23 protein-coding genes are annotated in these 23128 nt (G+C 62.8%); 5 read left to right on the forward strand and 18 right to left on the reverse strand.

The window, feature by feature from the left end; translation table 11 throughout:
* From gspG to gspE, 3 genes are all read right to left on the reverse strand, one after another.
* Positions 1-453, reverse strand: a complete 453-nt coding sequence (gene gspG / locus U5822_RS15890; RefSeq protein ID WP_322856590.1) for a type II secretion system major pseudopilin GspG — start codon at positions 451-453, stop codon at positions 1-3.
* A gap of 64 nt (positions 454-517) precedes the next feature.
* A complete protein-coding gene (gene gspF / locus U5822_RS15895) occupies positions 518-1729 on the reverse strand; it encodes a type II secretion system inner membrane protein GspF (RefSeq protein WP_322856591.1) in 1212 nt (403 codons plus the stop codon).
* A 3-nt stretch (positions 1730-1732) separates the two neighbouring features.
* The gene (gspE, locus tag U5822_RS15900; RefSeq protein WP_322856947.1) at positions 1733-3223 is read right to left on the reverse strand and encodes a type II secretion system ATPase GspE; all 1491 of its coding nucleotides are present in this window, start codon (positions 3221-3223) and stop codon (positions 1733-1735) included.
* A gap of 181 nt (positions 3224-3404) precedes the next feature.
* On the opposite strand from gspE, the gene U5822_RS15905 reads away from it, so the two are divergent.
* The 5 genes from U5822_RS15905 to U5822_RS15925 all read left to right on the forward strand — a co-directional run bounded on the left by U5822_RS15905 (position 3405) and on the right by U5822_RS15925 (position 9613).
* Positions 3405-4058 (forward strand): type II secretion system protein N, encoded by a 654-nt coding sequence (locus tag U5822_RS15905; protein WP_322856592.1) that lies wholly within the window; start codon positions 3405-3407, stop codon positions 4056-4058.
* Positions 4059-4066: 8 nt separating this feature from the next.
* Entirely contained in the window at positions 4067-4729 is a 663-nt protein-coding gene (locus U5822_RS15910; protein WP_322856593.1) for a transglutaminase-like cysteine peptidase, read from the forward strand.
* A 113-nt stretch (positions 4730-4842) separates the two neighbouring features.
* The gene (locus U5822_RS15915) at positions 4843-6447 is read left to right on the forward strand and encodes an FAD-binding oxidoreductase (RefSeq protein WP_322856594.1); all 1605 of its coding nucleotides are present in this window, start codon (positions 4843-4845) and stop codon (positions 6445-6447) included.
* A gap of 2 nt (positions 6448-6449) precedes the next feature.
* Positions 6450-8057, forward strand: a complete 1608-nt coding sequence (locus tag U5822_RS15920) for a glycerol-3-phosphate dehydrogenase/oxidase (protein ID WP_322856595.1) — start codon at positions 6450-6452, stop codon at positions 8055-8057.
* Positions 8054-9613: an FGGY-family carbohydrate kinase gene (locus U5822_RS15925; protein ID WP_322856596.1), complete on the forward strand. Its 1560-nt coding sequence runs from the start codon at positions 8054-8056 to the stop codon at positions 9611-9613. Before U5822_RS15920 ends, U5822_RS15925 begins: the two co-directional genes overlap by 4 nt.
* Before the next feature lie 42 nt (positions 9614-9655).
* Here the strand turns inward: U5822_RS15925 and U5822_RS15930 are convergent, their stop codons facing one another.
* The 15 genes from U5822_RS15930 to U5822_RS16000 all read right to left on the reverse strand — a co-directional run bounded on the left by U5822_RS15930 (position 9656) and on the right by U5822_RS16000 (position 23123).
* Complete coding sequence (locus tag U5822_RS15930; RefSeq protein ID WP_322856597.1) at positions 9656-10534, reverse strand: tetratricopeptide repeat protein; 879 nt, start codon at positions 10532-10534, stop codon at positions 9656-9658.
* 95 nt (positions 10535-10629) lie between these two features.
* On the reverse strand, positions 10630-11589 hold the full coding sequence (locus U5822_RS15935; RefSeq protein WP_322856598.1) for a type II secretion system F family protein: 960 nt from the start codon (positions 11587-11589) through the stop codon (positions 10630-10632).
* Positions 11590-11601: 12 nt separating this feature from the next.
* Positions 11602-12585 (reverse strand): type II secretion system F family protein, encoded by a 984-nt coding sequence (locus U5822_RS15940; protein WP_322856599.1) that lies wholly within the window; start codon positions 12583-12585, stop codon positions 11602-11604.
* A 3-nt stretch (positions 12586-12588) separates the two neighbouring features.
* Positions 12589-13950, reverse strand: coding sequence for a TadA family conjugal transfer-associated ATPase (locus U5822_RS15945; RefSeq protein WP_322856600.1), 1362 nt, complete (start codon positions 13948-13950; stop codon positions 12589-12591).
* A 10-nt stretch (positions 13951-13960) separates the two neighbouring features.
* On the reverse strand, positions 13961-15142 hold the full coding sequence (locus U5822_RS15950) for a CpaE/TadZ family protein (protein WP_322856601.1): 1182 nt from the start codon (positions 15140-15142) through the stop codon (positions 13961-13963).
* A gap of 24 nt (positions 15143-15166) precedes the next feature.
* Positions 15167-15655: a TadE/TadG family type IV pilus assembly protein gene (locus U5822_RS15955; protein WP_322856602.1), complete on the reverse strand. Its 489-nt coding sequence runs from the start codon at positions 15653-15655 to the stop codon at positions 15167-15169.
* A complete protein-coding gene (locus tag U5822_RS15960; RefSeq protein ID WP_322856603.1) occupies positions 15652-16113 on the reverse strand; it encodes a TadE family protein in 462 nt (153 codons plus the stop codon). The genes U5822_RS15955 and U5822_RS15960 overlap by 4 nt, the downstream gene beginning before the upstream one ends.
* Before the next feature lie 47 nt (positions 16114-16160).
* The gene (locus tag U5822_RS15965) at positions 16161-17369 is read right to left on the reverse strand and encodes a Tad domain-containing protein (protein WP_322856604.1); all 1209 of its coding nucleotides are present in this window, start codon (positions 17367-17369) and stop codon (positions 16161-16163) included.
* 33 nt (positions 17370-17402) lie between these two features.
* Positions 17403-17672, reverse strand: a complete 270-nt coding sequence (locus U5822_RS15970; RefSeq protein WP_322856605.1) for a hypothetical protein — start codon at positions 17670-17672, stop codon at positions 17403-17405.
* A 10-nt stretch (positions 17673-17682) separates the two neighbouring features.
* Complete coding sequence (locus U5822_RS15975) at positions 17683-19119, reverse strand: type II and III secretion system protein family protein (protein WP_322856606.1); 1437 nt, start codon at positions 19117-19119, stop codon at positions 17683-17685.
* A gap of 100 nt (positions 19120-19219) precedes the next feature.
* Positions 19220-20008, reverse strand: coding sequence for a Flp pilus assembly protein CpaB (gene cpaB, locus U5822_RS15980; protein WP_322856607.1), 789 nt, complete (start codon positions 20006-20008; stop codon positions 19220-19222).
* Between the two features lie 5 nt (positions 20009-20013).
* On the reverse strand, positions 20014-21336 hold the full coding sequence (locus tag U5822_RS15985) for a P-loop NTPase family protein (RefSeq protein WP_322856608.1): 1323 nt from the start codon (positions 21334-21336) through the stop codon (positions 20014-20016).
* 30 nt (positions 21337-21366) lie between these two features.
* Positions 21367-21885 carry an A24 family peptidase gene (locus U5822_RS15990; protein ID WP_322856609.1) on the reverse strand — a complete coding sequence of 173 codons (519 nt, stop codon included), beginning with the start codon at positions 21883-21885 and terminating at the stop codon, positions 21367-21369.
* 74 nt (positions 21886-21959) lie between these two features.
* Positions 21960-22154, reverse strand: coding sequence for a Flp family type IVb pilin (locus U5822_RS15995; RefSeq protein WP_322856610.1), 195 nt, complete (start codon positions 22152-22154; stop codon positions 21960-21962).
* Between the two features lie 135 nt (positions 22155-22289).
* Positions 22290-23123: a response regulator transcription factor gene (locus U5822_RS16000; protein ID WP_322856611.1), complete on the reverse strand. Its 834-nt coding sequence runs from the start codon at positions 23121-23123 to the stop codon at positions 22290-22292.
* Positions 23124-23128: the final 5 nt, after the last annotated feature.

Here is a 23128-nt window from a genome sequence, read left to right on the forward strand (position 1 = left end):
TCAGTCCTTGGTGTCCCAGGCGCTGATGTCGGCCGCATCGCCGTCGCCGCCTTCCTGACCATCGGAACCATAGGAATACAGATCATAGGGGCCTTCGGTACCCGGGCTCACGTACTGGTATTCCGCGCCCCAGGGGTCTTCGGGCACGCTCTTGAGATAGCCATCCGGGTTCCAGTTTTTCGGCTCGGGGCTGCCGCTGGGCTTGGTAACCAGCGCTTGAAGGCCCTGCTGGGTGGAGGGGTACTGGCTGTTATCCAGCCGGTACAGATCCAGGGCGTTGGCGATGTTGCTGAGTTGGGTTTCGGCGACCGTGACCTTGGCCTGGTCGCTGCGGCCCATGATGTTGGGGGCAACGATGGCCACCAGAAGACCGAGAATGACCATAACCACCATGATCTCGATCAGGGTAAAGCCACGGTTATCGACTCGCTTGTTCAGGTTTCGAAGGTTCATCGTTTCTCTCGTCATTGGCATGGAAGTCCTTGTCTCGTTCTGGATTCCGGCAACCGAACGGGCTTTAGCCCACCAGGTTGCTCATATTCAGGATCGGCAGCATGATCGCCAGCACGATGATCAGCACCACCACCCCCATGACCAGCAGCATCATCGGCTCGAACAAGCCGACAATCGCCGCGATCTTGGACTGCAGGGTGTTCTCCTGCATGCGGGCGGTGCGTTCGAGCATGCTGTCCAGCTCACCACTGGCCTCGCCGCTGGCAATCATGTGCAACATCATGGGCGGGAAATAGCCAGTCTGGTCCAGGGACCGGTTCAGCGACCCACCCTCACTCACTTTCTTGGCGGCCACCCGCAATTCACTGCGCAGGTGGTCGTTGGACAGTACCTCACCAGCAATTCGCATGGCCTCCACCAGGGGCACACCACTGGTGGTCAGAATGCTCAGGGTGCTCGCGTAGCGGGCGGTATTCACACCGCGCACCATTCCGGAGAACAGGGGCAGATGCAATAACCGTTTATGAAATTTCATCCGGAAGCCAGGTCGGCTCAGGGCGATGCGGAATGCCACGATCGCCAGCACAAGCAGGATCAGCAGATAGACACCGTAACTGCCCAGAAATTCCGACACCGCCAGCATCGCCTGGGTCAGCGCCGGCAATTCCTGGCCCTGTTTCAGGAACACGTCAATGATGTCCGGCACCACGTAGGTCAGCAGGAACACCACGATGGCGATGGCCACCACGCTCAGGATGATGGGATAGATAGCGGCCAGCTGGATTTTCTGGCGCGCTTCCTGGCGGCTCTCGGTGTAGTCCGCCAGCCGGTTCAGCACCAGATCCAGATGGCCCGCGTGCTCTCCGGCCGCTACGGTTGAGCGGTACAGACGGGGGAAAGCCCGGGGAAATTCGCCGAGGCTGTCGGCCAGGCTGTAGCCCTCCATGACCTTGGCCCGGATGGCGATCAGCATGCTCCGGATACGGGGTTTGGTGGACTGCTGCGCCGCCGCCGACAACGCCTGCTCCACCGGGATGCCGGACTGGATCAGGGTCGACAGCTGACGGGTCACCAGCGCCAGATCGGCGGCGGCCAGGGAGCCCCGACTGCTCAGGGGGTTGGCCCGGGCCTGCTTCTCGGTGGCCGGCGCCACGGCCAGAGGAGTCATGCCCTTTTCACGGAGTTGTTGGCGAACCGCCCGAGGGGCGTCGGCTTCCATGACCCCCTGCTTTTGTTTGCCCCGTGCGTCCAGCGCCTTGTAGTCGTATGCGGGCATGGTTTAGCGGCCCCGGTAGGTAACGCGGAGGACCTCTTCGACACTGGTCACGCCGTCGAGGATCTTCTGGACCCCATCGGCGTGAATGCTCGGCCCGCGCTTGCGAGCAGACCGCTCCAGCTCCATCTCGCCCCCGCGCTTGTCGATCAGACTGCTGAGTTCCTCGGTCACCTCGACCACCTCGTAGATACCGATACGGCCCCGGTAGCCGAGCTCGTTGCAGTGCTCACAGCCTTTGGCCCGATAGATGGTGGGCGGCAGGGCCGGGTCCAGCTGCAGGAATTCGCAGTGTTCCTCGGACGGCGTGTACGCTTCGCGGCATTCGGTGCACAGGACCCGGACCAGACGCTGGGCAATGATGCCCACCAGGCTCGAGGAAATCAGGAACGGCTCGATGCCCATGTCCATCAAGCGAGTGATGGCGCCGACCGCGGTGTTGGTGTGCAGGGTGGACAGCACCAGGTGGCCGGTCAAACTGGCCTGAACCGCGATTTCGGCGGTTTCCAGATCTCGGATCTCACCGATCATCACCACGTCCGGGTCCTGACGCAGGATCGCCCTCAGGCCCCGGGCAAAGGTCATGTCGACCTTGGGATTGACCTGGGTCTGGCCGATGCCCGGCAGGTCGTACTCGATCGGGTCTTCGACGGTGAGAATGTTGCGGCTGCGGTCGTTGATTTCCTGCAGCGAGGCGTACAGGGTGGTGGATTTACCGGAACCGGTGGGACCGGTGACTAGCAGGATGCCGTAGGGACGGTTGATCAGCTTGCGCAGGACTTTCAGGTCGTCCCCGGACATGCCGAGGGATTCCAGGCGGATGGCCCCGGCCTGTTTGTCGAGCAGACGCAGCACCACCCGCTCGCCGCTCGACGATGGCATGGTCGAGACCCGGATATCCACTTCCCGGCCGGCCACCCGCAGGGCAATCCGGCCATCCTGGGGAACCCGCTTCTCGGCGATGTCCAGCTTGGCCATGACCTTGATCCGGGACACCAGCAGCGGCGCCAGGGCCCGTTTCGGTTGCACCACTTCCCGCAGCACCCCGTCGACCCGGAACCGCACCACCAAACGCTTCTCATAGGTTTCGATGTGAACGTCAGAGGCGTTGGTCTTGATGGCTTCGGTGAGAATGGCGTTGATCAGCCGGATGATCGGCGCGTCGTCTTCCTGCTCCAGCAGGTCCTCGGTCTCGGGCACCGACTCGGCCAGGGACGCCAGATCCATGTCATCGCCGATGCCCTCCACCATCTGCATGGCTTCGGCCGAATCGTTCTGATAAGCGGCGTTGAGGGCGTGGTCGAACCGGTCCGGGTCGATGGTCGAGAACCGCGCTCGACCTCCGCTGACCCGGTTGGCCTCGGCCAGGGCCGAGTGCGAGGCACCCGGTCGCACCAGGATGATGGGGTCGCCGTCTTCGGAGCGCGTCAGGATGACGCCATTGCGTTTGGCAAAGGTGAAAGGAAGACGACCTAACGGAGCATCCTGCTGCTGCATTTCGGATTCTGTAGTCACGGTCTTCCCCGTCCTGAAATTCTTTTCGATTCAATCAATTCAGAAAGGCTACCACAGGATATGGACCCGCTGAATAACTCTATACACTATACTCCCAATAAAACATCGCCGTCTGATAACCTGTGGGCTTTTTCACCGCCCACCACTTGCTCCAGGATGATCCATGCCTTTTGAAAACCAACGGCTTCCGCTCTTGCTTGCACTGGTCGCAGGCGCCGCCATGGTGGGTCTGACAGCCTGGCAGGTGGTTAGTTTCTGGCAGGCCCAACAGCAGCAAACCGCCGTTACCAGCACCGAGAACCTGGCCGAGCGCGGCCGCGGAGCCAATGAGCCACCGGAAGTGGAATTGGCCTCTCTTGCCCTGTTCGGCACCCTCAGTGGCGATGCCAGCGGCCAGCCGCTGGAGACCGAAAACCTGCCCGAGACCAATCTGCGCCTGTTCCTGCGCGGCGTGCTCGCCGCCGACGGCGAATTCCCCGGCAGCGCCCTGATTGAGGACCAGAAAGGCAACACCGAAGCCTACCCCGTGGGCGAGGAGCTACCGGGCAACGCCAAGTTGCGGTCCGTGCACCCCAACCGGGTGGTCATTGAACGGGGCGGCAAACTGGAAAACCTGTTCTTCCCGGAAGAAAACAACCGCTCTGGCCTGTCCGTGGCGGCCGACCGGGGCGAGCCACCACCTCGGGCCGAACCGACTGCCCAGTCACCCTCGACCACCCAGACACCCGAGTCTGCCGCTGATAACGAACAGCGCAGGGAGGAAATTCGCCGGCGCCTTGAGCAACTCAGGGAACGCCTCCGGAATAACAGTAACTGAGGCCCGGCATGGTCACGGCTGCTCCTGTGCTTTGGCGCCGTGCCCCACTCCTGCCAATGCTGTTGCTGGCGGCTGCCCTCGTGGGCGCGTTCGAGCTCAGCAGCCGCTTGATGAACTACGTCCAGGAGGAGTTCGGCAGCGAGGCCTACGAACGCCTGGAAAACTGGCAACGCCTGCACAAGCTGGCGGCCAACGCCCCGGTTGACCGCCAGCTTCGCCTGGTCAATCGCTTCTTCAACCGGGTCAACTTCGTGAACGATATCCGGCACTGGGGTGAGGAGGATTACTGGGCCACCCCGGTTGAACTGCTGACCACCAACGGTGGCGACTGCGAGGATTTCTCCATCGCCAAGTACCTGACCCTGAAATCCCTCGGGGTGCCGGACGATCAGTTGCGCATCGTCTACGTCAAGGCCCTGGAGCTGAACCAGGCCCACATGGTGCTGGCCTGGTACGCCGAACCCGATGACGATCCGCTGATCCTCGACAACCTCATAAACGAGATTAAACCTGCCTCTCAACGCACTGATCTTGAACCTGTTTACAGTTTCAATGGTGAAGGGCTCTGGCTCAACAATTCCGGCGGCGAACGCAAGCGCATTGGCGAGGCCGAGAAGCTGTCGCGCTGGCAGGAGCTGAATACCCGCCTCACCGATTCCCTCCGCCCCTGATTTCGGTCGCTGCCCAGGTGTCGGTATATGACACCCCGGATGTCGGGAAACGACAGCGGGCTCGCGGGCAATCGGTCTAGAATGCCCCCTGACCACTTTCATGGAGTAACGAAATGCGACGTTGGAACGGCTGGGGTGACGACACCTTTAACCTGACACTGCCCTCGGATGGCCATCAGTTTCTGAGCGAACGGATTGGCGCCGGCCAACCCCTCGACGATGCCACTCTGGAATCCGTGTGCGCGAAGGTGCCCCGCTCCCGCCTGCCCGAGGATCCAGCAATCGATGGGCTGATTGATACCGGCGCCGAAACCCGGGTCCGCCACGCCCGGGGCCAGAGCCTGGCCGACTGGCTGGCCATGCGCAGCGGCGACTTTGGCGTCTTTCCCGACGGGGTCGCCACGCCTTCCACCGGGGCCGAGGTTCGCCAGCTGCTGCAGTACGCCAGCCGCCACAACCTGCATCTGATCCCCTATGGCGGCGGCACCAGCGTGGCCGGCCACATCAACCCGGTCGAACTGGACCGGCCGATTCTGACCGTGAGTCTCAGCGCGATGAATCGCTTGCTGGACCTGGACCCGGACAGCCAGATCGCCACGTTCGGCGCGGGCACACCCGGCCCCCTGGTGGAATCCCAGCTTCGGGCCCACGGCTACACCCTGGGCCATTTCCCCCAGTCCTTCGAACTGTCGACGGTCGGGGGCTGGGTGGCCTCCCGCTCCAGCGGCCAGCAATCCCTTCGCTATGGCCGCATTGAGCAGCTGTTCGCCGGCGGCACCGTCGAGACCTTGAAAGGCACCCTGCAGATACCCACCATTCCCGCCTCCAGTGCCGGCCCGGACATCCGGGAGATCATCCTGGGCTCGGAAGGCCGCCTGGGACTGATCACCGAGGTCAAGGTCAGGATCAGTCCGTTGCCCGACCGGGAGAGCTTCCACGTGGTGTTCTTTCCCAGCTGGAGCCAGGCCCGAACGGCCTGCCGCAAGCTGGTCCAGAACCGCACCCAGTTGTCCATGTTGCGCCTGAGCAACGCGGTGGAAACCGAAACCCAACTGGCGCTGGCCGGTCATCCCCGCCTGATCGGCATGCTCGAATCCTTCCTGTCCCTGCGTGGCACCGGCGACGGCAAGTGCATGATGACCTTCGGCCTGACCGGCAGCCGGCACCAGTGCCGAAGCGCCTTGCGCGATGCACGCCGGATTTGCGCCGAGTACAAGGGCGTCTACACCGGCACCCGACTGGGCGCCAAGTGGGCCGAAAAACGCTTCACCATGCCCTACCTGCGGGAGGCCCTGTGGCAGCTCGGGTATGCCGTCGACACCCTGGAGACCGCCACGGACTGGGACAACGTCGACAACCTGCTCGGGCGTATCGAAGACAGTCTCAGAACCGGACTGGCCGACCGCCAAGAAAGCACCCACGTGTTTACCCACCTGTCCCATTTCTACGGCCAGGGGTGCAGCATCTACACCACCTACGTGTACCGGGTGGCGGACACCTATGAGGAAACCCTGGCCCGCTGGCAGGCCCTGAAGCACCAGACCTCCGAGGTGATCGTCCACAATGGCGGCACCATCAGTCACCAGCACGGCGTGGGCAAGGATCACGCCCCCTACCTGCCGGTGGAAAAGGGCGAGTTGGGGATGATGGCCCTGCGCTCCCTGTGCAAGAGCTTTGACCCGGACGCCCTGCTCAACCCGCAGACCCTGGTGGACTGATCATGACCGTGACCCGAGAGCAGAGCCTGGAAGCGTTACGGGCCGGGGCAGCGCCCTTCGACGTCATTGTGGTTGGGGGCGGCATCACCGGAGCCGGGGTCGCCCGGGAAGCGGCCGGCAGCGGCCTGCGCACCCTGCTGGTCGAGCAGAAGGATTTCGCCTGGGGCACCTCCAGCCGCTCCTCCAAGATGGTCCACGGTGGCCTTCGCTACCTGGGCAGCGGCCAATTCGGGCTGACCCAGGACGCGGTTCAGGAACGCCAGCGCCTGATGGCGGAAGCGCCAGGGCTGATCGAGCCGCTGCGGTTCGTGCTGCCGCATTATCACCGGCAGTTCCCGGGCCCGCGGCTGTTCCAGATGTTGCTTCGGGTCTACGACCGAATCGCCCGTGTGCGGTCGCGCCGGCTCCTGACCGCCGGTGAAAGCCTGCAATGGGTCCCCGGGTTGGCCCAGGACCGGCTGATGGGCGCCAGCGTGTTCACCGACGCGGTCACCGACGACGCCCGCCTGGTGCTGCGCATCCTGGCCGAGGCCCGTCGGGACGGCGCCCTCTGCCTGAACTACGTGAAAGCGCTTGAAGTTCAACGCGACACCGAGGGCCAGGTCACCGGTCTGCAGATCCAGCCGGAAGAATCCGACAGCCCCATGACCGTGGCTGGCCGACTGGTTATCAATGCCACCGGCGCCTGGGCGGGCGAGTTGCAACAAAACGCCGACGACCGGCAAACCATCCGTCCCCTGCGGGGCAGCCATCTGGTGCTGCCCTGGAAACGCCTGCCGGTGTCCTGTTCGGTGTCGCTGCTGCACCCGGACGACCGGCGCCCGGTGTTTGCTTTTCCCTGGCAAGGGACCACCGTGCTCGGGACCACCGATCTGGATCACCGCGAGTCGCTGGACCAGGAGCCCGCCATTAGCCAACCGGAAGTCGATTACCTGCTGCGCATCTGCGCCCGGCTTTTTCCCGGCAGCGACATTTCCGCCAAAGACATCCTGTCCACCTGGGCCGGCGTGCGTCCGGTCGTGTCCGATGGCGGCCCGAAGGCGCCGTCCAAGGAAAACCGGGAACATCAGCTGTGGAACGACAAGGGCCTGATCAGTATCGCCGGCGGCAAGCTCACCACCTTTCGGCTCATCGCCCGGGAAGCCCTGTATGCCGGGCTGGAGCCGTCCGGGTCGGAACGGCTGCGGGACGAAGACCGCCCGGTGTTCGCGGCGCAACCGTCGGCACCGCGCCCCACCGGCATCAGTCACCTTACCTGGCAGCGCCTGCAAGGCTATTACGGGCCAGAGCTGACCGAGGTCCTGGCCGCCGGCGACCATCAAGCGGTGTGCGCCGATCCGGCGGTCTGCGATCTGCTGTGGACCGAGCTGGCCTGGGCCTGCGGTCGCGAGGACGTCCGGCATTTGGACGACCTGCTGCTGCGCCGAACCCGACTCGGACTCATCCTGCCCGATGGCGCCCACGATCTGATGTCGGAGTTGAAACAGCGCCTGCAACCAGTGCTCGGCTGGACCGATGACCAGTGGCAGCGGGAAGCCGACCGCTACCGGGCGATCTGGCAGCAGGCCTACAGCCTGCCGCTCCCCGCCACAGAGGGAGCGGAACGATGACCGGTGATTCCCTGATTCTGGCCATCGACAACGGCACCCAAAGCGTCCGCGCCCTGCTCTTCGACACCCGGGGCAATCTGGTGGGCAAGGGCAAACAGAACATCGAAGCCTATTTCTCGGACCAGCCCGGCTGGGCCGAGCAGCACCCCGCGTATTTCTGGGACAGCATCGGCCAGGCCTGCCAGAAACTCTGGGCCAGTACCGAAGCCACGCCCGGGCAGGTCGCCGGGGTGACCCTGACCACCCAGCGGGGCACCGTGGTCAATCTCGATGCTGACGGCCAGCCCCTGCGCCCGGCCATCATCTGGCTGGACCAACGCCACGCCCGGGTCGACCGCCCCTTGGGCGGCGCCTGGGGCTGGTTGTTCAAGCTGACCGGCCTGGAGGGCACCATCAACCGGTTTCGGGAGAAAACCCAGGCTAACTGGATCTACCAGAACCAACCGGAGGTGTGGCAACAGACCCGGCATTTCCTGTTGCTGTCCGGCTACCTGACCTACCGACTGACCGGCCAGTTCCGGGATTCCACCGCCAGCCAGGTCGGTTACCTGCCGTTCGATTACCGCCGGCATCGCTGGGCCGGCCGACGGGACTTCAAATGGCAGACCATGCCGGTCACCGCTGACATGCTGCCGGAACTGGTGGCACCGGGTGAATCCCTGGGGACCCTGACCGAAGCCGCCGCCCGGCATCTGGGCCTTGCGGCCGGACTGCCGGTCATTGCCGCGGCCTCGGACAAGGCCTGCGAGGTACTTGGCTCCGGCGGCCTGTCGCCGGACATTGGCTGCATGAGCTACGGCACCACCGCTACCATCAACACCACCAGCCAACGCTACGTGGAGCCGATTCGCCTCATGCCGCCCTACCCGTCGGCGCGGCCCGGCCATTACTCCACGGAGGTCATGATCTACCGGGGCTTCTGGATGGTGAGCTGGTTCAAGCGGGAATTCGGGCTGCGGGAGCGGAAAATCGCCGAACAACGGGGCATCGAACCGGAAGCGCTGTTCGACGAGCTGGTGCGCTCGGTACCCGCCGGCTCCATGGGCTTGATGCTGCAGCCCTACTGGTCGCCGGGTGTGCGCCAGCCCGGACCGGAGGCGAAAGGCTCGATCATCGGGTTCGGGGACGTCCACACCCGCGCCCACATCTACCGGGCCATCCTGGAGGGGCTGGCGTACGCCTTGCGTGAGGGCCGGGAGAAGATCGAGAAGCGCACCGGCGTCCCGATCCGGACCCTGAGGGTTGCCGGCGGCGGGTCCCAGAGCGATGCCGCCATGCAGTTGACCGCGGACGTTTTTGGGTTGCCGGCTGAGAGGCCCCACACCTACGAAACCTCCGGCCTGGGCGCCGCCATCGACGCAGCGGTCGGCCTGGGTTTACACCCGGATTTCGAAACCGCGGTCGCGGCCATGACCCGGGTGGGCAAGGTGTTCTACCCCCAACCCGAGACCCAGGCGCTGTACGACCGGCTGTACTCGGAGGTGTACCTGAAGATGTACCCGCAGCTGCGCCCGCTGTACCAGAAGATCCGCGAGATCACCGGCTACCCTGCGTAGCCGGTGCCTCCTGGTCCCCGGTCCGCGCTATGGTCTAAGCGCTTAGCGCTTGGCCATCACCCGCCGTACCTGCTCCAGATTCTGGTTGGCCGCCACGTAGTAGCTCGGCGAGGCCTCGGTGGCATAGCGGAAGAACCGCTCGGCGTCCTCAAGCTTGCCGGCATTCATGCAAATGTAACCCACCACATTCAGGGCCTCCGCCTTGGTCATGACTTCGGTCAGGGCATCCAGGGCTTCATCATACCGTTCCTGCCGGGCGTAGAGTTGCCCCAGGTTTTGCCAGGCTTTCTTGTACCGGGGGTCGATGTTCAGTGTCGCCAGGTAAGCCCGCTCCGCCAGGTTCCAGCGCCCCGCCAGGTAGTGGGAGTAGCCCAGGTTGTTCTGAATGCGCGCACTCAGGGGCGACAGGCGCAGGGCATTTTCGTAATGCACGCTGGCCTGGCCGAATTCGCCCCGCAGATCGGCCAGAATACCCAGGGCATTGTGGGCCCGCCCCAGGGTCTCATTCAGGCTGACCGCCTGCTCCAGCACGATCCTGGCCTGCTCCGGTTGCCGGATCTGCATCAGCACCAGGCCCATGCCCTCAAGCGAACGTGAGTGCTCGGGATCCCGCTCCAGGGCCTTCTGGAAGGCGCTGTGCGCCTTGGTCAGCTCGCCCTTCTGCAGGTTGATGCTGCCAATCTTGTAGAACACCTCGGCGTTATCCGGCTCCAGCTCCAGGGTCCGGATGTACTCGAAGATCGCCTGGTCCGGTTCGCCCCGCGCCAGCGCGGAGTCGCCCCGGGCAATGCCCTCTTCCGCCGAGCCGATGGGCATCAGCGTCGAAAACGTCAGCTCCGACTTGCCGCTGTACAGGCCCGAGTAATCCTTGCCCGCCGGCGTCGGATTGGACGCACAACCGACCATCACGGCCAGTGTCATGGCCACACCTGTTCCCTTTACCACCCGAATACATCCGTTCATTGGGTGTTACTCCTTTTACCAGTTAATGTCGTGTGTCGCCGTCGTAATCCGGCCTAGCCCTTGAAGTGGTCAAGCAAGCCGACGATCGCGGGGCCGATGGCCACCACGAAGAACGCCGGGAACATGCACAGCACCAGGGGGAAAATCAGTTTGGTGGAGATCTTTCCAGCCTCCTCTTCGGCTTTCTGCATCCGCTTGTCGCGAAACTCCTCAGAGTAGATCCGCAGTGAGTCGGCGATGCTGGTACCGAAACGCAGGCTCTGGCTGAGCAGGGTCACCAGGCCCGCAATGGCCTCCAGGCCAGTACGGTCGGCCAGGTTGCGCAGTGCCTCCGCCCGCTCCACTCCGGCTCGCATCTCCGCGTTGACCAGGGCGAATTCCTGGGCCAGTTCCGGATGACCCACGGAGATTTCGTCCGCGACCCGCTGCATCGCCGGTTTCAGGCCAAACCCCGCCTCGGTGCAGACCACCAGCAGGTCAAGGGCGTCGGGAAAGCCGTTGTACAACAGGCGCTGGCGCCGCTTGATCAGCTTGGACAGCACGAAGTTGGGTGCACCGACTCCGACCAGAACGGCGATGGCCGCCGCCTGCAGGGTTTGCTCGGACGTCAGCCCCGGAATCCAGTTGATCGTCAGCAAAACCAGCACCGGCAAGCCGATGAACAGCAGGGTCTTGATGGCGTAGAAGGTCGGCAGTGCGTTGTCGCCGCGGAAACCGGCGTGTATCAGCCGCTCCTTGGTGCGGCTGCGCTCCCCCGCTTTTTTCGGCAGCACAAACGGTGCGACCTTTCCGGCCAGCAGCACCATGGCGCCGGGTTTCCGGTTTTCCGTCTCAGCACCGGAACCCACCACCGATTGCAGCCGCTCCCGAACCGGGTTGAATACCGTCGAGATCAGGAAGATGCCGGCCAGCCCGACGCAGAACACCGCCGCGCCCATGAGCGACACGAACACCCATTCGGCCAGCTCCGGGTTCTGGAGCGTGGCGTTCAGCAATCCCATCAAATAGTCCATGGCGTTTCTCCTTTACACCTTGAGGTTGAGGATCCGTTTGATCCAGAACACCCCAACAACGATTAACCCCAGGGCAATCATGACGATGTCAGCGCCACGGGTACTCTCCGTGAGCATGGGCATGTAGTCCGGGTTGATCAGGGAAATCAGCACAAACAGCGCGAAGGGCGTCAGGGTCAGTACCCAGGCGGATATCCGGCCCTCGGCCGACAGGGTGCGGACCTTGCGCTGGAACCGGAACCGGCCCCGAATGACGGCCGCAATCTTCTCCAGCACCTCCGCCAGGTTGCCACCCGCCTCCCGCTGCACCAGCACGGCGGTGATCAACGCCATCACCAGGATGCTGGGCACGCGCTGCAGCAAGCCCATGAGCGCGGTACGGACGTCGCCACCGTAATTGATCTCGTTAAAGGTGATCTGGAATTCCTCGCCCACCGGTTTCGGCATTTCCGCCGACACCAGGCGAATGGCTTCCACGAACGGGTGCCCGGCGCGCAAGGCCCGGATGATGACGTCCACCACATCCGGCAATTGCTCCTCTATCCGTGCGATCCGCTCCGCCCGTTTTCTTCGGATGTACAGGAAGGGCAGGATCAGGCCCACCGGTGCCGCCAGCAGCGGCACCCAGTAGACCTTGTTGAAGTTCCAGGCGATGGCTCCCAGCACTGTCGCCAGGACGATGGCGAGCAGGACCACCTTGTAGGCCGCGGTCTTCAATCCGCTCTGGGCGATCAGGTTACGGAGCGGTTCGAGCACCACGGAGAATTCCAGCCGTTTTTCCAGGGGGCTGAGATGCTTGCTGTAATGCTCACGCAGCAGGGAGACCCGCTGCTGGTTCTCCGACTCCGACACCAGGGTTTTCATGCGTCGCTTCATGCGTCTTCGGGCACTTCGGCTCTCGCCAAAGACCGGAATAACCAGCCCCTGGGACAGCAGGAACACCGCGGTGAACACCAAGGCGACGAACACCCAGAGATTGTCTCCCAACGTTTCCATGGCTCAGCCCTCCCAGTCCGGGTTGTACAGCGACAGCGGCAGCTCGATCCCCCGCTGCTGAAGGTGTTCGTGGAACCGGGGCACGATGCCGGTGGCCACGTAGTTACCGACCACCATGCCGTCCTCATCCTTGCCACGACGCTTGAAGGCGAACAGCTCGGACATGGTGATCACATCGCCTTCCATGCCATTGATTTCCTGCACACTGATCAGCCGCCGCACCCCGTCCTCCTGGCGCTCTACCTGCAACACCACATCGATGGCAGAGGCAATCTGGTTGCGGATGGCCCGGATCGGCATTCCAGCGCTGGCCATGGCCACCATGTTCTCGATCCGGGTCAGCGCATCGCGCGGGGAGTTGGCGTGCAGGGTGGTCATGGAGCCGTCGTGGCCGGTATTCATGGCCTGCAGCATGTCCAGGGCCTCGGTGCCGCGCACCTCGCCGACAATGATCCGGTCCGGCCGCATCCGGAGGCTGTTGCGCACCAGGTCGCGCTGGGTCACCTCGCCCTTGCTTTCAATGTTCGGTGGCCGGGTTTCCAGGCGGGCCACATGGGGCTGTTGCAGCTGCAACTCGGCCGAGTCCTCAATGGTGACAATGCGCTCGTTATGGGGAATGAACCCCGACATCACGTTGAGCAAGGTGGTTTTACCCGAACCGGTGCCGCCCGAGATCAGCACGTTCATCCGGCCCCGGACAATGGCATCGAGCAGGTTGGCGATGGGCTCGGTCAGGGTGTGCTTCTCGATCAACGCATCCACCGTCAGCCGGCCAATGGAGAAGCGCCGAATGGACAGCAGTGGTCCATCCACCGCCAGCGGCGGGATGATGGCGTTGACCCGGGAGCCGTCCTGCAGGCGCGCGTCCACCATCGGGGAGGATTCGTCGATCCGGCGGCCGACGCTGGAGACTATGCGGTCGATCACGTTCATCAAATGGGAGTCGCTGCTGAAACTGACATCGACCCGTTGCAGCTTACCGTTGCGCTCGACGTAGACATTGTCGAATCCGTTCACCAGGATGTCGGCGATGCTCTTGTCCGCCAGCAAGGGCTCCAGGGGCCCCAGGCCCAGGATGTCGTCGAGGATCTGTTTCAGCACCTTCTGCCGGGAATTCAGGCTCAGGGGCACCGAGTCCTCGTTCATCATCTGCTGGCCGATGGCCAGGATCTGGCTTTCCGCCTCGGCCCGCCCCAGGGTGCTGATGAGCGACAGGTCGAGCACCTTCATCAGTTTCTTACGCAAGGCGTTCTTGCAAAGACGTTCCTGTTCTTCTTCCACCCGCCGCGCCTGTTCGACATCGTGGCGCTGGCCGTTGACCCCGAAACGGGCCAGGGACGGTTCATTCATTCCATTGGTATTCATCGCATCCACCTCATGTACGGGCCAGTTTGCGCAGCACTCGGCCAAGTCCGAATCCGCTCTCGACCTTCTTGCCACTCAGGCTTTCCGCCAGACTCACGACACTGCGGCTGACCGGAGATGACGGTGCAAACTCCAGTAGCGGCGTGCCCAGATTGGCGCTCTCCGCAACCTTGGCGAAATCGTTGGGAATGCAGACCACATCCTCGATTTCCAGGGTCTTGCGGATGTCGGTAACATCCAGGTCCAGACGTTTTTCCCAACGGTTCACCACCACTTTCATCCTTTGTGGCGCGATGCCCAGGTAGGTAGTCAGGTACCGGACCATCTGGCGGGCATCCTGGATGTGGGCGATGCTCTGCTGCACCACCAGCAGGATGGTGTCGGCGGACTCCAGCACCACGCCGGCCACCGGGTCGATCTGCCGCGGCAGGTCGGCCACCACGTAGTCGTAGCCGGTGCGCACCACGCCGATCATCTTCTTGAGCTGCCCCTCGTCAATGTCGCCCGGAACAATGAGCTGCTGGGAGGTATCGCCCAGAATGTGGAGGCCACTCTTGTGCTTGAGCATGTGGCCCTCAAGAGCCACCGCGTCCATGCTGTCGGACCGGACAATGGCATCAATCAGGCCGCCGTCGGCGGGCAGATCGAACAGCGATGACAGGTGGCCGAACTGGAAATCCAGGTCCAGCAGCGCCACCCGCTGTTCGAGCCGGTCCGCCAGGCTGTGCGCCAGGGTGGCAGCGATGATGCTGGCGCCAGACCCGCCCTTGGCGTTGATCACTGCGGTCAGGGGCGCACAGCGAATGCCGGCGTCAGCCTGGGCGCCCTCGGCGATGCGCTTCAGGGACGAGCGGAGCTCGTACTCCGGCACCGGCAGACTGAAGTAGTCCCGCGCCCCCACCTGCATGGCCATGCGCATGACGGCGGTATTCTCCGGGCCCACCACAATGGTCGGCGGGCGGCGCGCGGCCGGGCGTTGATCCAGGGCCCGGAGCTCCTCCTCCCAGGCCTTGGTCACACAGAAGATCAGGGTTTCCGGTGGCTCCGGAAGGTTCAACAGCGGGTCCGGATTACCGGAGGTGATGTGTCTGAGGCTCAGAATGTGCGAGGTTCCGCTGACCAGCACCTTTTCCAGTTCCGATAGTTGGCTGGCGTCGCGACCAGCCAGAAGCACTCTCATTGTGGGGATCATAACGCTCTCCTCATCCCTGCTATGTCAGCCTACGGTGCCGAAACACTCTGTCCCTTCCGGGGAGACACCGAGACTTTCCCTGGGCAACACGGTGGTGAACGGGGGCAAATCAAACTCCCGCATAAAAAACGGAACAATCAGACGATGCCGCACGGCGTTCACTTCCGTCCGCACGAAGGCAATGTCGAGATAGTTGGTGGCCGGATCGACCGGAGCGCCGGCGGCGTTCAGGTACTCAATCCGGATGTTCGATTCGTCCAGTGCCGGCAGCACCGGGCTGGCCCCGCTTGAACCTGCCACGTCGAACATGCCGACCCGGCGGATGGCGCTGTGGTCGATGGGGCATACCGCGGCAACCCGGGCGCTTTTCCGGCTGACTTCATCCAGCGTGTTCCAGACAAACATCAGCCGGCCAAACTCAATCGCCCCGAACAGCAGGATGAAGAACATGGATCCGACGATCGCAAACTCTACGGTGTGGACTCCCAACTGAGTCCGGCTATGACTGTTCATAAGGCGCGCATCTCCACGGTGCTTTGCATCGCAAACTGAAGGTTCAGGGGCTCGCCGCCGTAGAAGGTCGGCAGGGTTCCGACCAGAGGCATGTAGTCGTAGGTGGCGGAGACCCGAACGTGGATGGCATCGGGACTGGTGACGGCAACGTCGCCTTGGGTCCAGCCTGGCAGCAGGGGCGCGCCGGCCCCCGTCACATTGCCGTAGACGATCAGGTTGCCGGTTTCCTGGACTCGGGTGGCGTCCAGGTAAATCATGCCGACGCTGCCGACGGTGGCATTGGCGGCCATGTATCTGGCGCCGTCCCGGGTGGCCCGGGTCATGGTGTGGTACTGGTGAAAGGCCCAGGCCAACTCGGTGACTGCAAACACCAGCAAGATCAGTAAGGGTGCCGAGACCACGAATTCCAGGGCGGCGATGCCGCGCTGTTTGCACCCGATGGGGGATATTCTGTTCATTTGACCACTCCTTTGGTTGTACCCCTGCCGCTGGCGATCGGCGTCGGTCAGCTATCCGCGGTGTCCGGGTCCTTGTAGAGCTGGATAATGTGGGGGCCCGGTCCCGTCACCGGGTTGGGCCCCGGCACACCATTACCACTGCACTCGTCCTTGAACTGGCCAAAGAACACCGCCTGTCCGGTTTGCTGCATCCGGGTAATCATGTAGAAGCAGGCAAAGCCGAGCAGTTCGACGCTACTCTGGCCATTGGCCAGACCGTCGCAGTGACCAACCGGCAAGGTCAGGATCCGGCGTCCGGGCACGCCCGCCGGCGGCGCCGCCGGGTTCACCTGGGCCATCTGGTTCAGGTACCAGTCGAGGTCGTAGTTGGGATCAACGTTGGCGTTGTAATCCGCCTCGGTGTAGCTGTCGTGGTTGGTGAACCAGTCAGGGGGATAATCGCTGGCATTGACCGGACCGTTATAAACCCCTACCCGAGTGTTGATGCCCTGGGCAAAGGGGCCTACGGTGTTGCCCGGCTCCGTTTCAATGTCGTTTCCGGTCTCGATGCAGTTTTCATAGCCGCCCGCGGCGGCGTGGCGAACATCGGCACCACCGGCGTTGCCGTCCAGGCGCACCAGGTAGAAGTTGCCATTGCCGACCGAGGACGAATCTCCCGCGCCGATTTTCAGCATCTCCACGTCACCCCGGGAATAACCATAAGTTGTGCCGGGAGGGGCCGACGCCGGCGGTGTGCCGCAGACCATCATGGGCGCCACATTACAGACGTTGCCGAGGGTTGGGCTGGGACCGGCCACCGCCGACCCCGGAACCTCGGTCTCGTTCAGGCCGAACAGGGGCGCGAACCAGTGGTCCACTTCCATGCCGGCGGCCCGCACCCGCACATAGCGGGCGGGCGCCGTGGCCGGCACAAAGGGGTTGAGGCTGGAGGAGAATTCCACCGCTACGGTCATGTCGCCCCCGGACAGCGCCTCGCCCAGGGCGGCATTACCCGGGGCATTGACGTTGGCCGTGAACACATCCCGGCCCGCGGTTTCCGCCACCAGGGTATTGCCGGTCTGGTCCAGGACTTTTGCGGCGCTCAGTGCGGCCGCATCCAGGCTGTTCTGCAGGCGGGTCTTCTGGAGATGAGCATGGCTCATATCCAGAGCCAAGCCAGACATGCCCAGGATCGCCACCGCTGAGATGGCGAACAGGGGCATGATCGCGCCGTCCTGCCGTTGCCCCATTCCTTGTGTGCCGTCCTTACCTTGCATGATGTGCCTCCTTGTCATCATCCGGTTGTGGGCTCAGAGCTCAGCGCCACCCATGCCCTGGTAAATGCGATGCTGGGCCGGCGGTGTAGTGCGTTGCCGCTCAACCGCACCCGCCGCCCGGGCGCCATCCATGGTGGGAATGGCCGGGGGCTCCTGCCCTTCCGGGACGTGCTTCTGGGCGGCGACCATCTTGCGAACCGAGTTGCCGAAATCCCACTCCGAGGACGGTGAGGCACATCCGGCCAAAGCCACCACCATCACTGCGACTAACACGGGCTGATACTTGATCTTGATCCTGTTCATCTCGTTCACCTTAGAGTTCGTGTCCAAATTGACCTTCCACACCACCCTTGCTAACCGGCTTCGCTTTCGGGGGATCCCCGGCGCCCCAGCCCTCGGTCCAGCCCAGCAGGTAGAACTCCAGCGAACTGGGGTCGACGAACTGGTCGGTGGGCAGGGTGAACTGGTCGCGATCGACAGGCTTGGCGAAATGGGGCGTGACCAGGATCACCAGTTCGGTTTTGCCCTGGATGTACTCCTGGCTGCGGAACAGCTGGCCCAGCACCGGAATGTCACCCAGACCCGGGAACTTGTTCACCCGCTCGCGCAGGGTTTCGTTGATCAGGCCGGCGACACCGATGGTCTGGCCATTACCCAACTCCACGGTGGAGGAGGCACTGCGACTGGTGAGTGCGTTGATGAAGAAGGTGGCACCGGCCTCCTCGATCTCGAGGGCAATTGAGTTCTGGTTGCTCAGCTCGCTGACCTTGATGTTGAGCTTCAGGCTGATGGTTCCGGAATCCAGGACGGTGGGCAGGAAACCGAGGCTGATACCGAAGTCCTTGAACTCGATGGTCACCTCGTTGTCCTTGCCAGCTACTGGAACCGGGAATTCACCGCCAGCGTGGAAGGTCGCTTCCTGCCCGGTCAGGGTGGTCAGCGTCGGCTCCGCCAGTACCTTGGCCAGGTTGTTCTCCTCGGCCGCTTCGATCACCAGATCAAACAGCGTGGTTCCATCCAGGAAGCTGGCGAACAGACCGCTGGTGTCGTAGCTCAGGGGTTCCCGGACGATCGCGGACACGTCGCCGGTAATCGGGGCACCACCGCCAAGGATGGGCGCACCGATGACGGCGGTGGCACCCCGGCTGGCACCGGAGGTAATGTTATTGGCAACGTTCAGAACCTCGAACTTGGCGCCAATGTTCTTCAACAGGTCCCGGGACACCTCGGCCACCTGGACTTCCAGCATCACCTGCTGGGCGCCACCGACCTGCATCATGTTCAGGACATTGCCACGATCCTTGCTGGTGCCCTGGAAGCTGCGTGCCAGTTGCACGGCGGCATCCACCCGGGGGGCACTGCTGACTTCCCCGCTGAGGACGATGTCGCCCTGGGCCGAACGCACTTCGATGGTTTCATCGGGCAGTATGTCGTACAGGCGGGCTTTCAGGCCTTCCAGGTCGTGGGTAACCTCAATGCCCAGGACCGCAACAACGGTGTTGTTGTTGTCCCAGAGGGTCACGTTGGTGGAGCCGAGCTGCTTGCCAACCACATAGAGCTGGCGCGACCTCAGGATGAGGATATCGGCAATGTCCGGGTTACCCAGTGACACCTTGGCCACGGGGTCCTCCAGATAGAGAATCTGGGACTGGTTCAGCGCCACCTCGAGCATTTGACGCTCCAGGCCTGACGAAAGTGTCAGCTGTTGGGCCACGGCCACGGTGCTTGCGCCGAGGAATACCAGTGCCATGAGGCTTGCGGCCAGCAGTCCTGGCCCGTTCTTTCCTGTCACCTTCCTGTTTGTTTTCATCACCCACTTCTCCCTGCGTGATTTTTCTTGGACAGTCCGTTTACATGGATACTCTTGAGGTACTGACGTCGGTGCCGCGAATGATGGTGACGCGCTGGGACGTTGCCACGACCCGCTTGCGAACCGGCTTGGGCTTCGGCGCCTCGGCAACCACTTCCGCCTTGGGCTTCTTGCTGTCGTCCAGGGGGTTTCTCAGCGCCAGCTGAACCACACCTTCCTGGGTCGCTTCCACCAAAAGTTCGGCATCCTGCGGGGACAACTCGAGGGTGACCGCCCGTACGATGACCGGCTTGTCCTTCTCTGGAGAGGCGGTCTGGTCTACCGCCAGCACCTTGACGTTTTCGAGCAGGGTTTCCGACTTGTAGTTGGTGCGACTGCCATCGGGCTTGGCCGCGACCACATCGACCCGGTTACCCGGCATCAGGAAGCCGGCCACACCGACCACGTCGTTGACCCGGACGGTCACGGCCCGCTTGTTGGGCTCGATCACCGCGGACAGCGCACTGCCGCCGCCGAACGGCGTGACCTTTTCACGCATGACGATTTCGTCCGGGTAGATGGTGCCCATGGCCACCGTGCCGTTCAGGCTTTCAACGTCGGTGTAGGCACTGGACGGAACCAGGTGGCTGGGCATGTTTTTCACCCGCAGATCGGTTTCCTCCAGCTTCTTACCAAAGGGAATCTGCAGGGCGGCAACCACCACCGGCGTACCCGGGTCTTCCGTTGACACGGTCAGGCGTTTGATGGCCCAGCCCTTGGCGACAAATGCCGCCGCCAGCCCCATGGCCATTGCGAAAACCAGCATGACGATAGTCCGTTTCTTGAACATGGCGATCACCTCTCATCCTTAAACTGCACAAAGTAGCTTTTCCAGGCCCAGCGAATAGCTTCGATACTCAGTTCCGGGGCCTGACCCTGGTAGCGACAATAGTCACTGACCAGGCTGAGCAGATCCCGGGGATGGCATGGCAGCAAAGCGCTTCCCTGCACTGGGTAGAGTTCCGTCATCAGGTAACGGGTCACTTCAGGTTTGTTCTCAATTCCGTACTGTTCGCACACCTGCTGCCACAGTCGCAGGTAAGGTTCGCTTTCCATGGTGCTGAACCGGATTTTGTGGCCGATCCGGCGGAGGAAGGCTTCATCGGCCAGCTCCAGCGGGTTCAGGTTGGTCGAAAACACCAGCATCATGTCGAACGGCACCGCAAAATGCTGGCCGGCCTGGAGGTGCAGGTAATCCCGCTTTTCCTCCATGGGGACAATCCAGCGGTTCAACAGCGACATCGGTGGCATGGTCTGGCGACCCAGATCGTCGATCAGGAACATGCCGTTGCTGGCCTTGAGCTGAAGCGGCGCCTGGTACTGTTTCCGGTCGGCGTCGAAGGTCAGGTCCAGGAGGTCCATGGTGAGTTCGCCGCCAACCACGACCTGCGGCCGGTGGCACAGCTGGTAACGGGGATCGTGCCCCTCCATGAGCCGGACCGGATCCTGGTCGTGGCGGTTGATTGGGTGGTGGAACTCGGGGTCGAACACGGCAATCACCGCGCCGCCCACCGAAATCGCGTAAGGCACGTAGACCTGGTCTTTCAACAGGCTCACCAGCTGCCGGGTAATGTAGCTTTTGCCGCTGCCCGGGGGGCCATAAATGAAGATGGCCCGGCCGGAGTGCACCGCCGGGCCCAACTGGGCGACCAGGGTTTCGTCCAGCACGGTGTTTTCGAACAGCCGGTGCATATCGGCCTCGGTCACCAGGCATTTGCTGACCGACTGCTGTTCAATCAGGGCCGCGTAATCGGCCAGTGGCACCGGCGCCGGACCGCAATAGCCGTCGTGGGACAGGGCCTTCATGGCCCCGGCGTAGCCGCGATCGGTGAGCGCATACCGGATGCCCTCGTCGCCGATCGCGGCTCCCCGGGTCTCTACCCGCGCCTCTTTGCGCAGGGCGTTGAGCACCGGCTCCAGAACCGCGCCTGGCAGGCGGATGTTCCGGGCCAATTGAGTGAGGGTTTGGTTGCTGATCTGGTGCAGATGTTTGAGCACCAGGTCCGCGACGAAAAAGAAATCCAAACCAGTGTCTTCCAGACTGTGCGGACGAGGACACGGAGGCTTGCGATGATCAGCAAGCAGAGCTTCCTCGAGTGCCAGATGTTCAGCTTCCATGACATTCATCTCCCTTTGGCTGACCGACAGTCAGGCGAGTGACCAGAGCGCGAAGAGGGCTCCGCTGGCAATGGCCAGGGCGTATGGAATTCGTTGGGCGGCGGGCTCGGCACTGGCTGGTGCCAGGTACGCTGGCTGGCGCTGGGCCACGAGCGTGGCCATCCGGGCGTAACGGCGGGCCATCTGCCCCAACCCGCCCTTCAGGCCAATGAACACCAGTGCAATCACACCGCCGAATACCAGGGTCGCCAGCACTGCAATCAACGCTGGCTGTGGCCCCAGTACCGCACCTACGGCGCCCATGAGTTTCACATCACCCGCCCCCATGGCGCCGAAGATGTGCAGGGGAAGGAAACACAGCAACCCGACGCAGGCCCCCGCCAGGGCACTCAACAGACCGGACCATTGATCAGCCAGACCTTGCGCAATCACTGCAGCAACCAGCAGACCCAGGGTGAGCCAGTTGGGAATACGATGCGTGGAATAGTCGGTGATCAAGGCGACGGTGAGCGCCATTGTCAGGAGAATGCACATCCAGGTTGTTTCCATCTCAAGCCCTGCCTTCCGTTGGGACTGGCGGGATCGGAGCGATCCCGCCTTACTTCCTGTAAAGCTCGGATTGATTACGGGGCGCCAGCTCCGGCAGTGGTAATCACATCGGAGATGGTGCCAATGGCTACAGCGATATCGCCACCCAGGGTGGTGAAAGCAGCGACTGCACCCAGAACAATCAGTGAACCGGCAACTGCGTATTCGGACAGTTCGAGGCCTTCTTCTTCCTGAAGAAACTGCAACACTTTCGCTTTGAGGTTTTTCATTGGTTAGCTCCTGCTATTGATTTTTGGTTCCCTTACGGCCTTTTCCTTGCGCCGTATTGGGAGAATAGAAAGGAGCGTCGAAGTTGGTTAGGAGGATTCTTGGGGAAAAACAGGAGAATTATGCGTACGATTTTTTTACAGTCGGCGCAGGGCCAGGGGCACGTTCAGATCGGTCTGGGGCGCCTCGGAGCGGCTACCCAGCCACTGACGCCGGTACTCCGAGGGCGTCATACCGGTGTGGCGATGGAACATCTTGGTGAAGTAGGAGGCATCCCGAAAGCCCACGCTCCAGCACACATCCGCCACCGAGGCACTGGCGTTGTGCAGCAGTTCACAGGCACGATCCAGCCGCCGGCGCATGATGTAGTCCTGGAAGGTGATGCCGTAATACTCCTTGAAGGCCCGGCTGAGGTGGTAACTGCTGGTGCCGCACCGGTCGGCGATGTCCGTTTGCGAGAGTTTCTCGTGCAGGTGCTGCTCGATGTGGGCAACCGCAAGGTCGACCAGTTTGTCTCCAGCCCTGTGTTTGTGGAACCGGGCGTCGTCCGGCAGCGCCTGGGGCGGAAAGGCCATATCCCTACCCTCTGATTCCCTTCCCCCGGCCATGGTTCTAGCCAGCATACCCAAAGACGAGAGCACGGCATCCGGGGTCACCGGTTTGACAAAATAATTCCACACCCGGGCCCTGAGCGCCCAGACCGCCAGAGCTTCAGAGTGCTGCTCGGTAAACATCACAATGGGAATTGAGGGATAATCGCGTTTGATGTTGGACAGCTGGGACAACGTGGAGATATCGGGGAAATCAAACTCGAAACAGATAATGGTTCGACGATCCTGAGTGATGAAATCCTTAAGCATGTTGCGCTGTTTAACCTGACGAAGCCGAAACTGCGTCCCGATCAGCTGGGCCAACTCCGAATCAGGCCCATACTGCGTTGCATCGACCATGACAACGACTGCATCTTCCATGCTCG

The organism is Marinobacter qingdaonensis (assembly GCF_034555935.1).
Classification (GTDB): Bacteria; Pseudomonadota; Gammaproteobacteria; order Pseudomonadales; family Oleiphilaceae; genus Marinobacter; species Marinobacter qingdaonensis.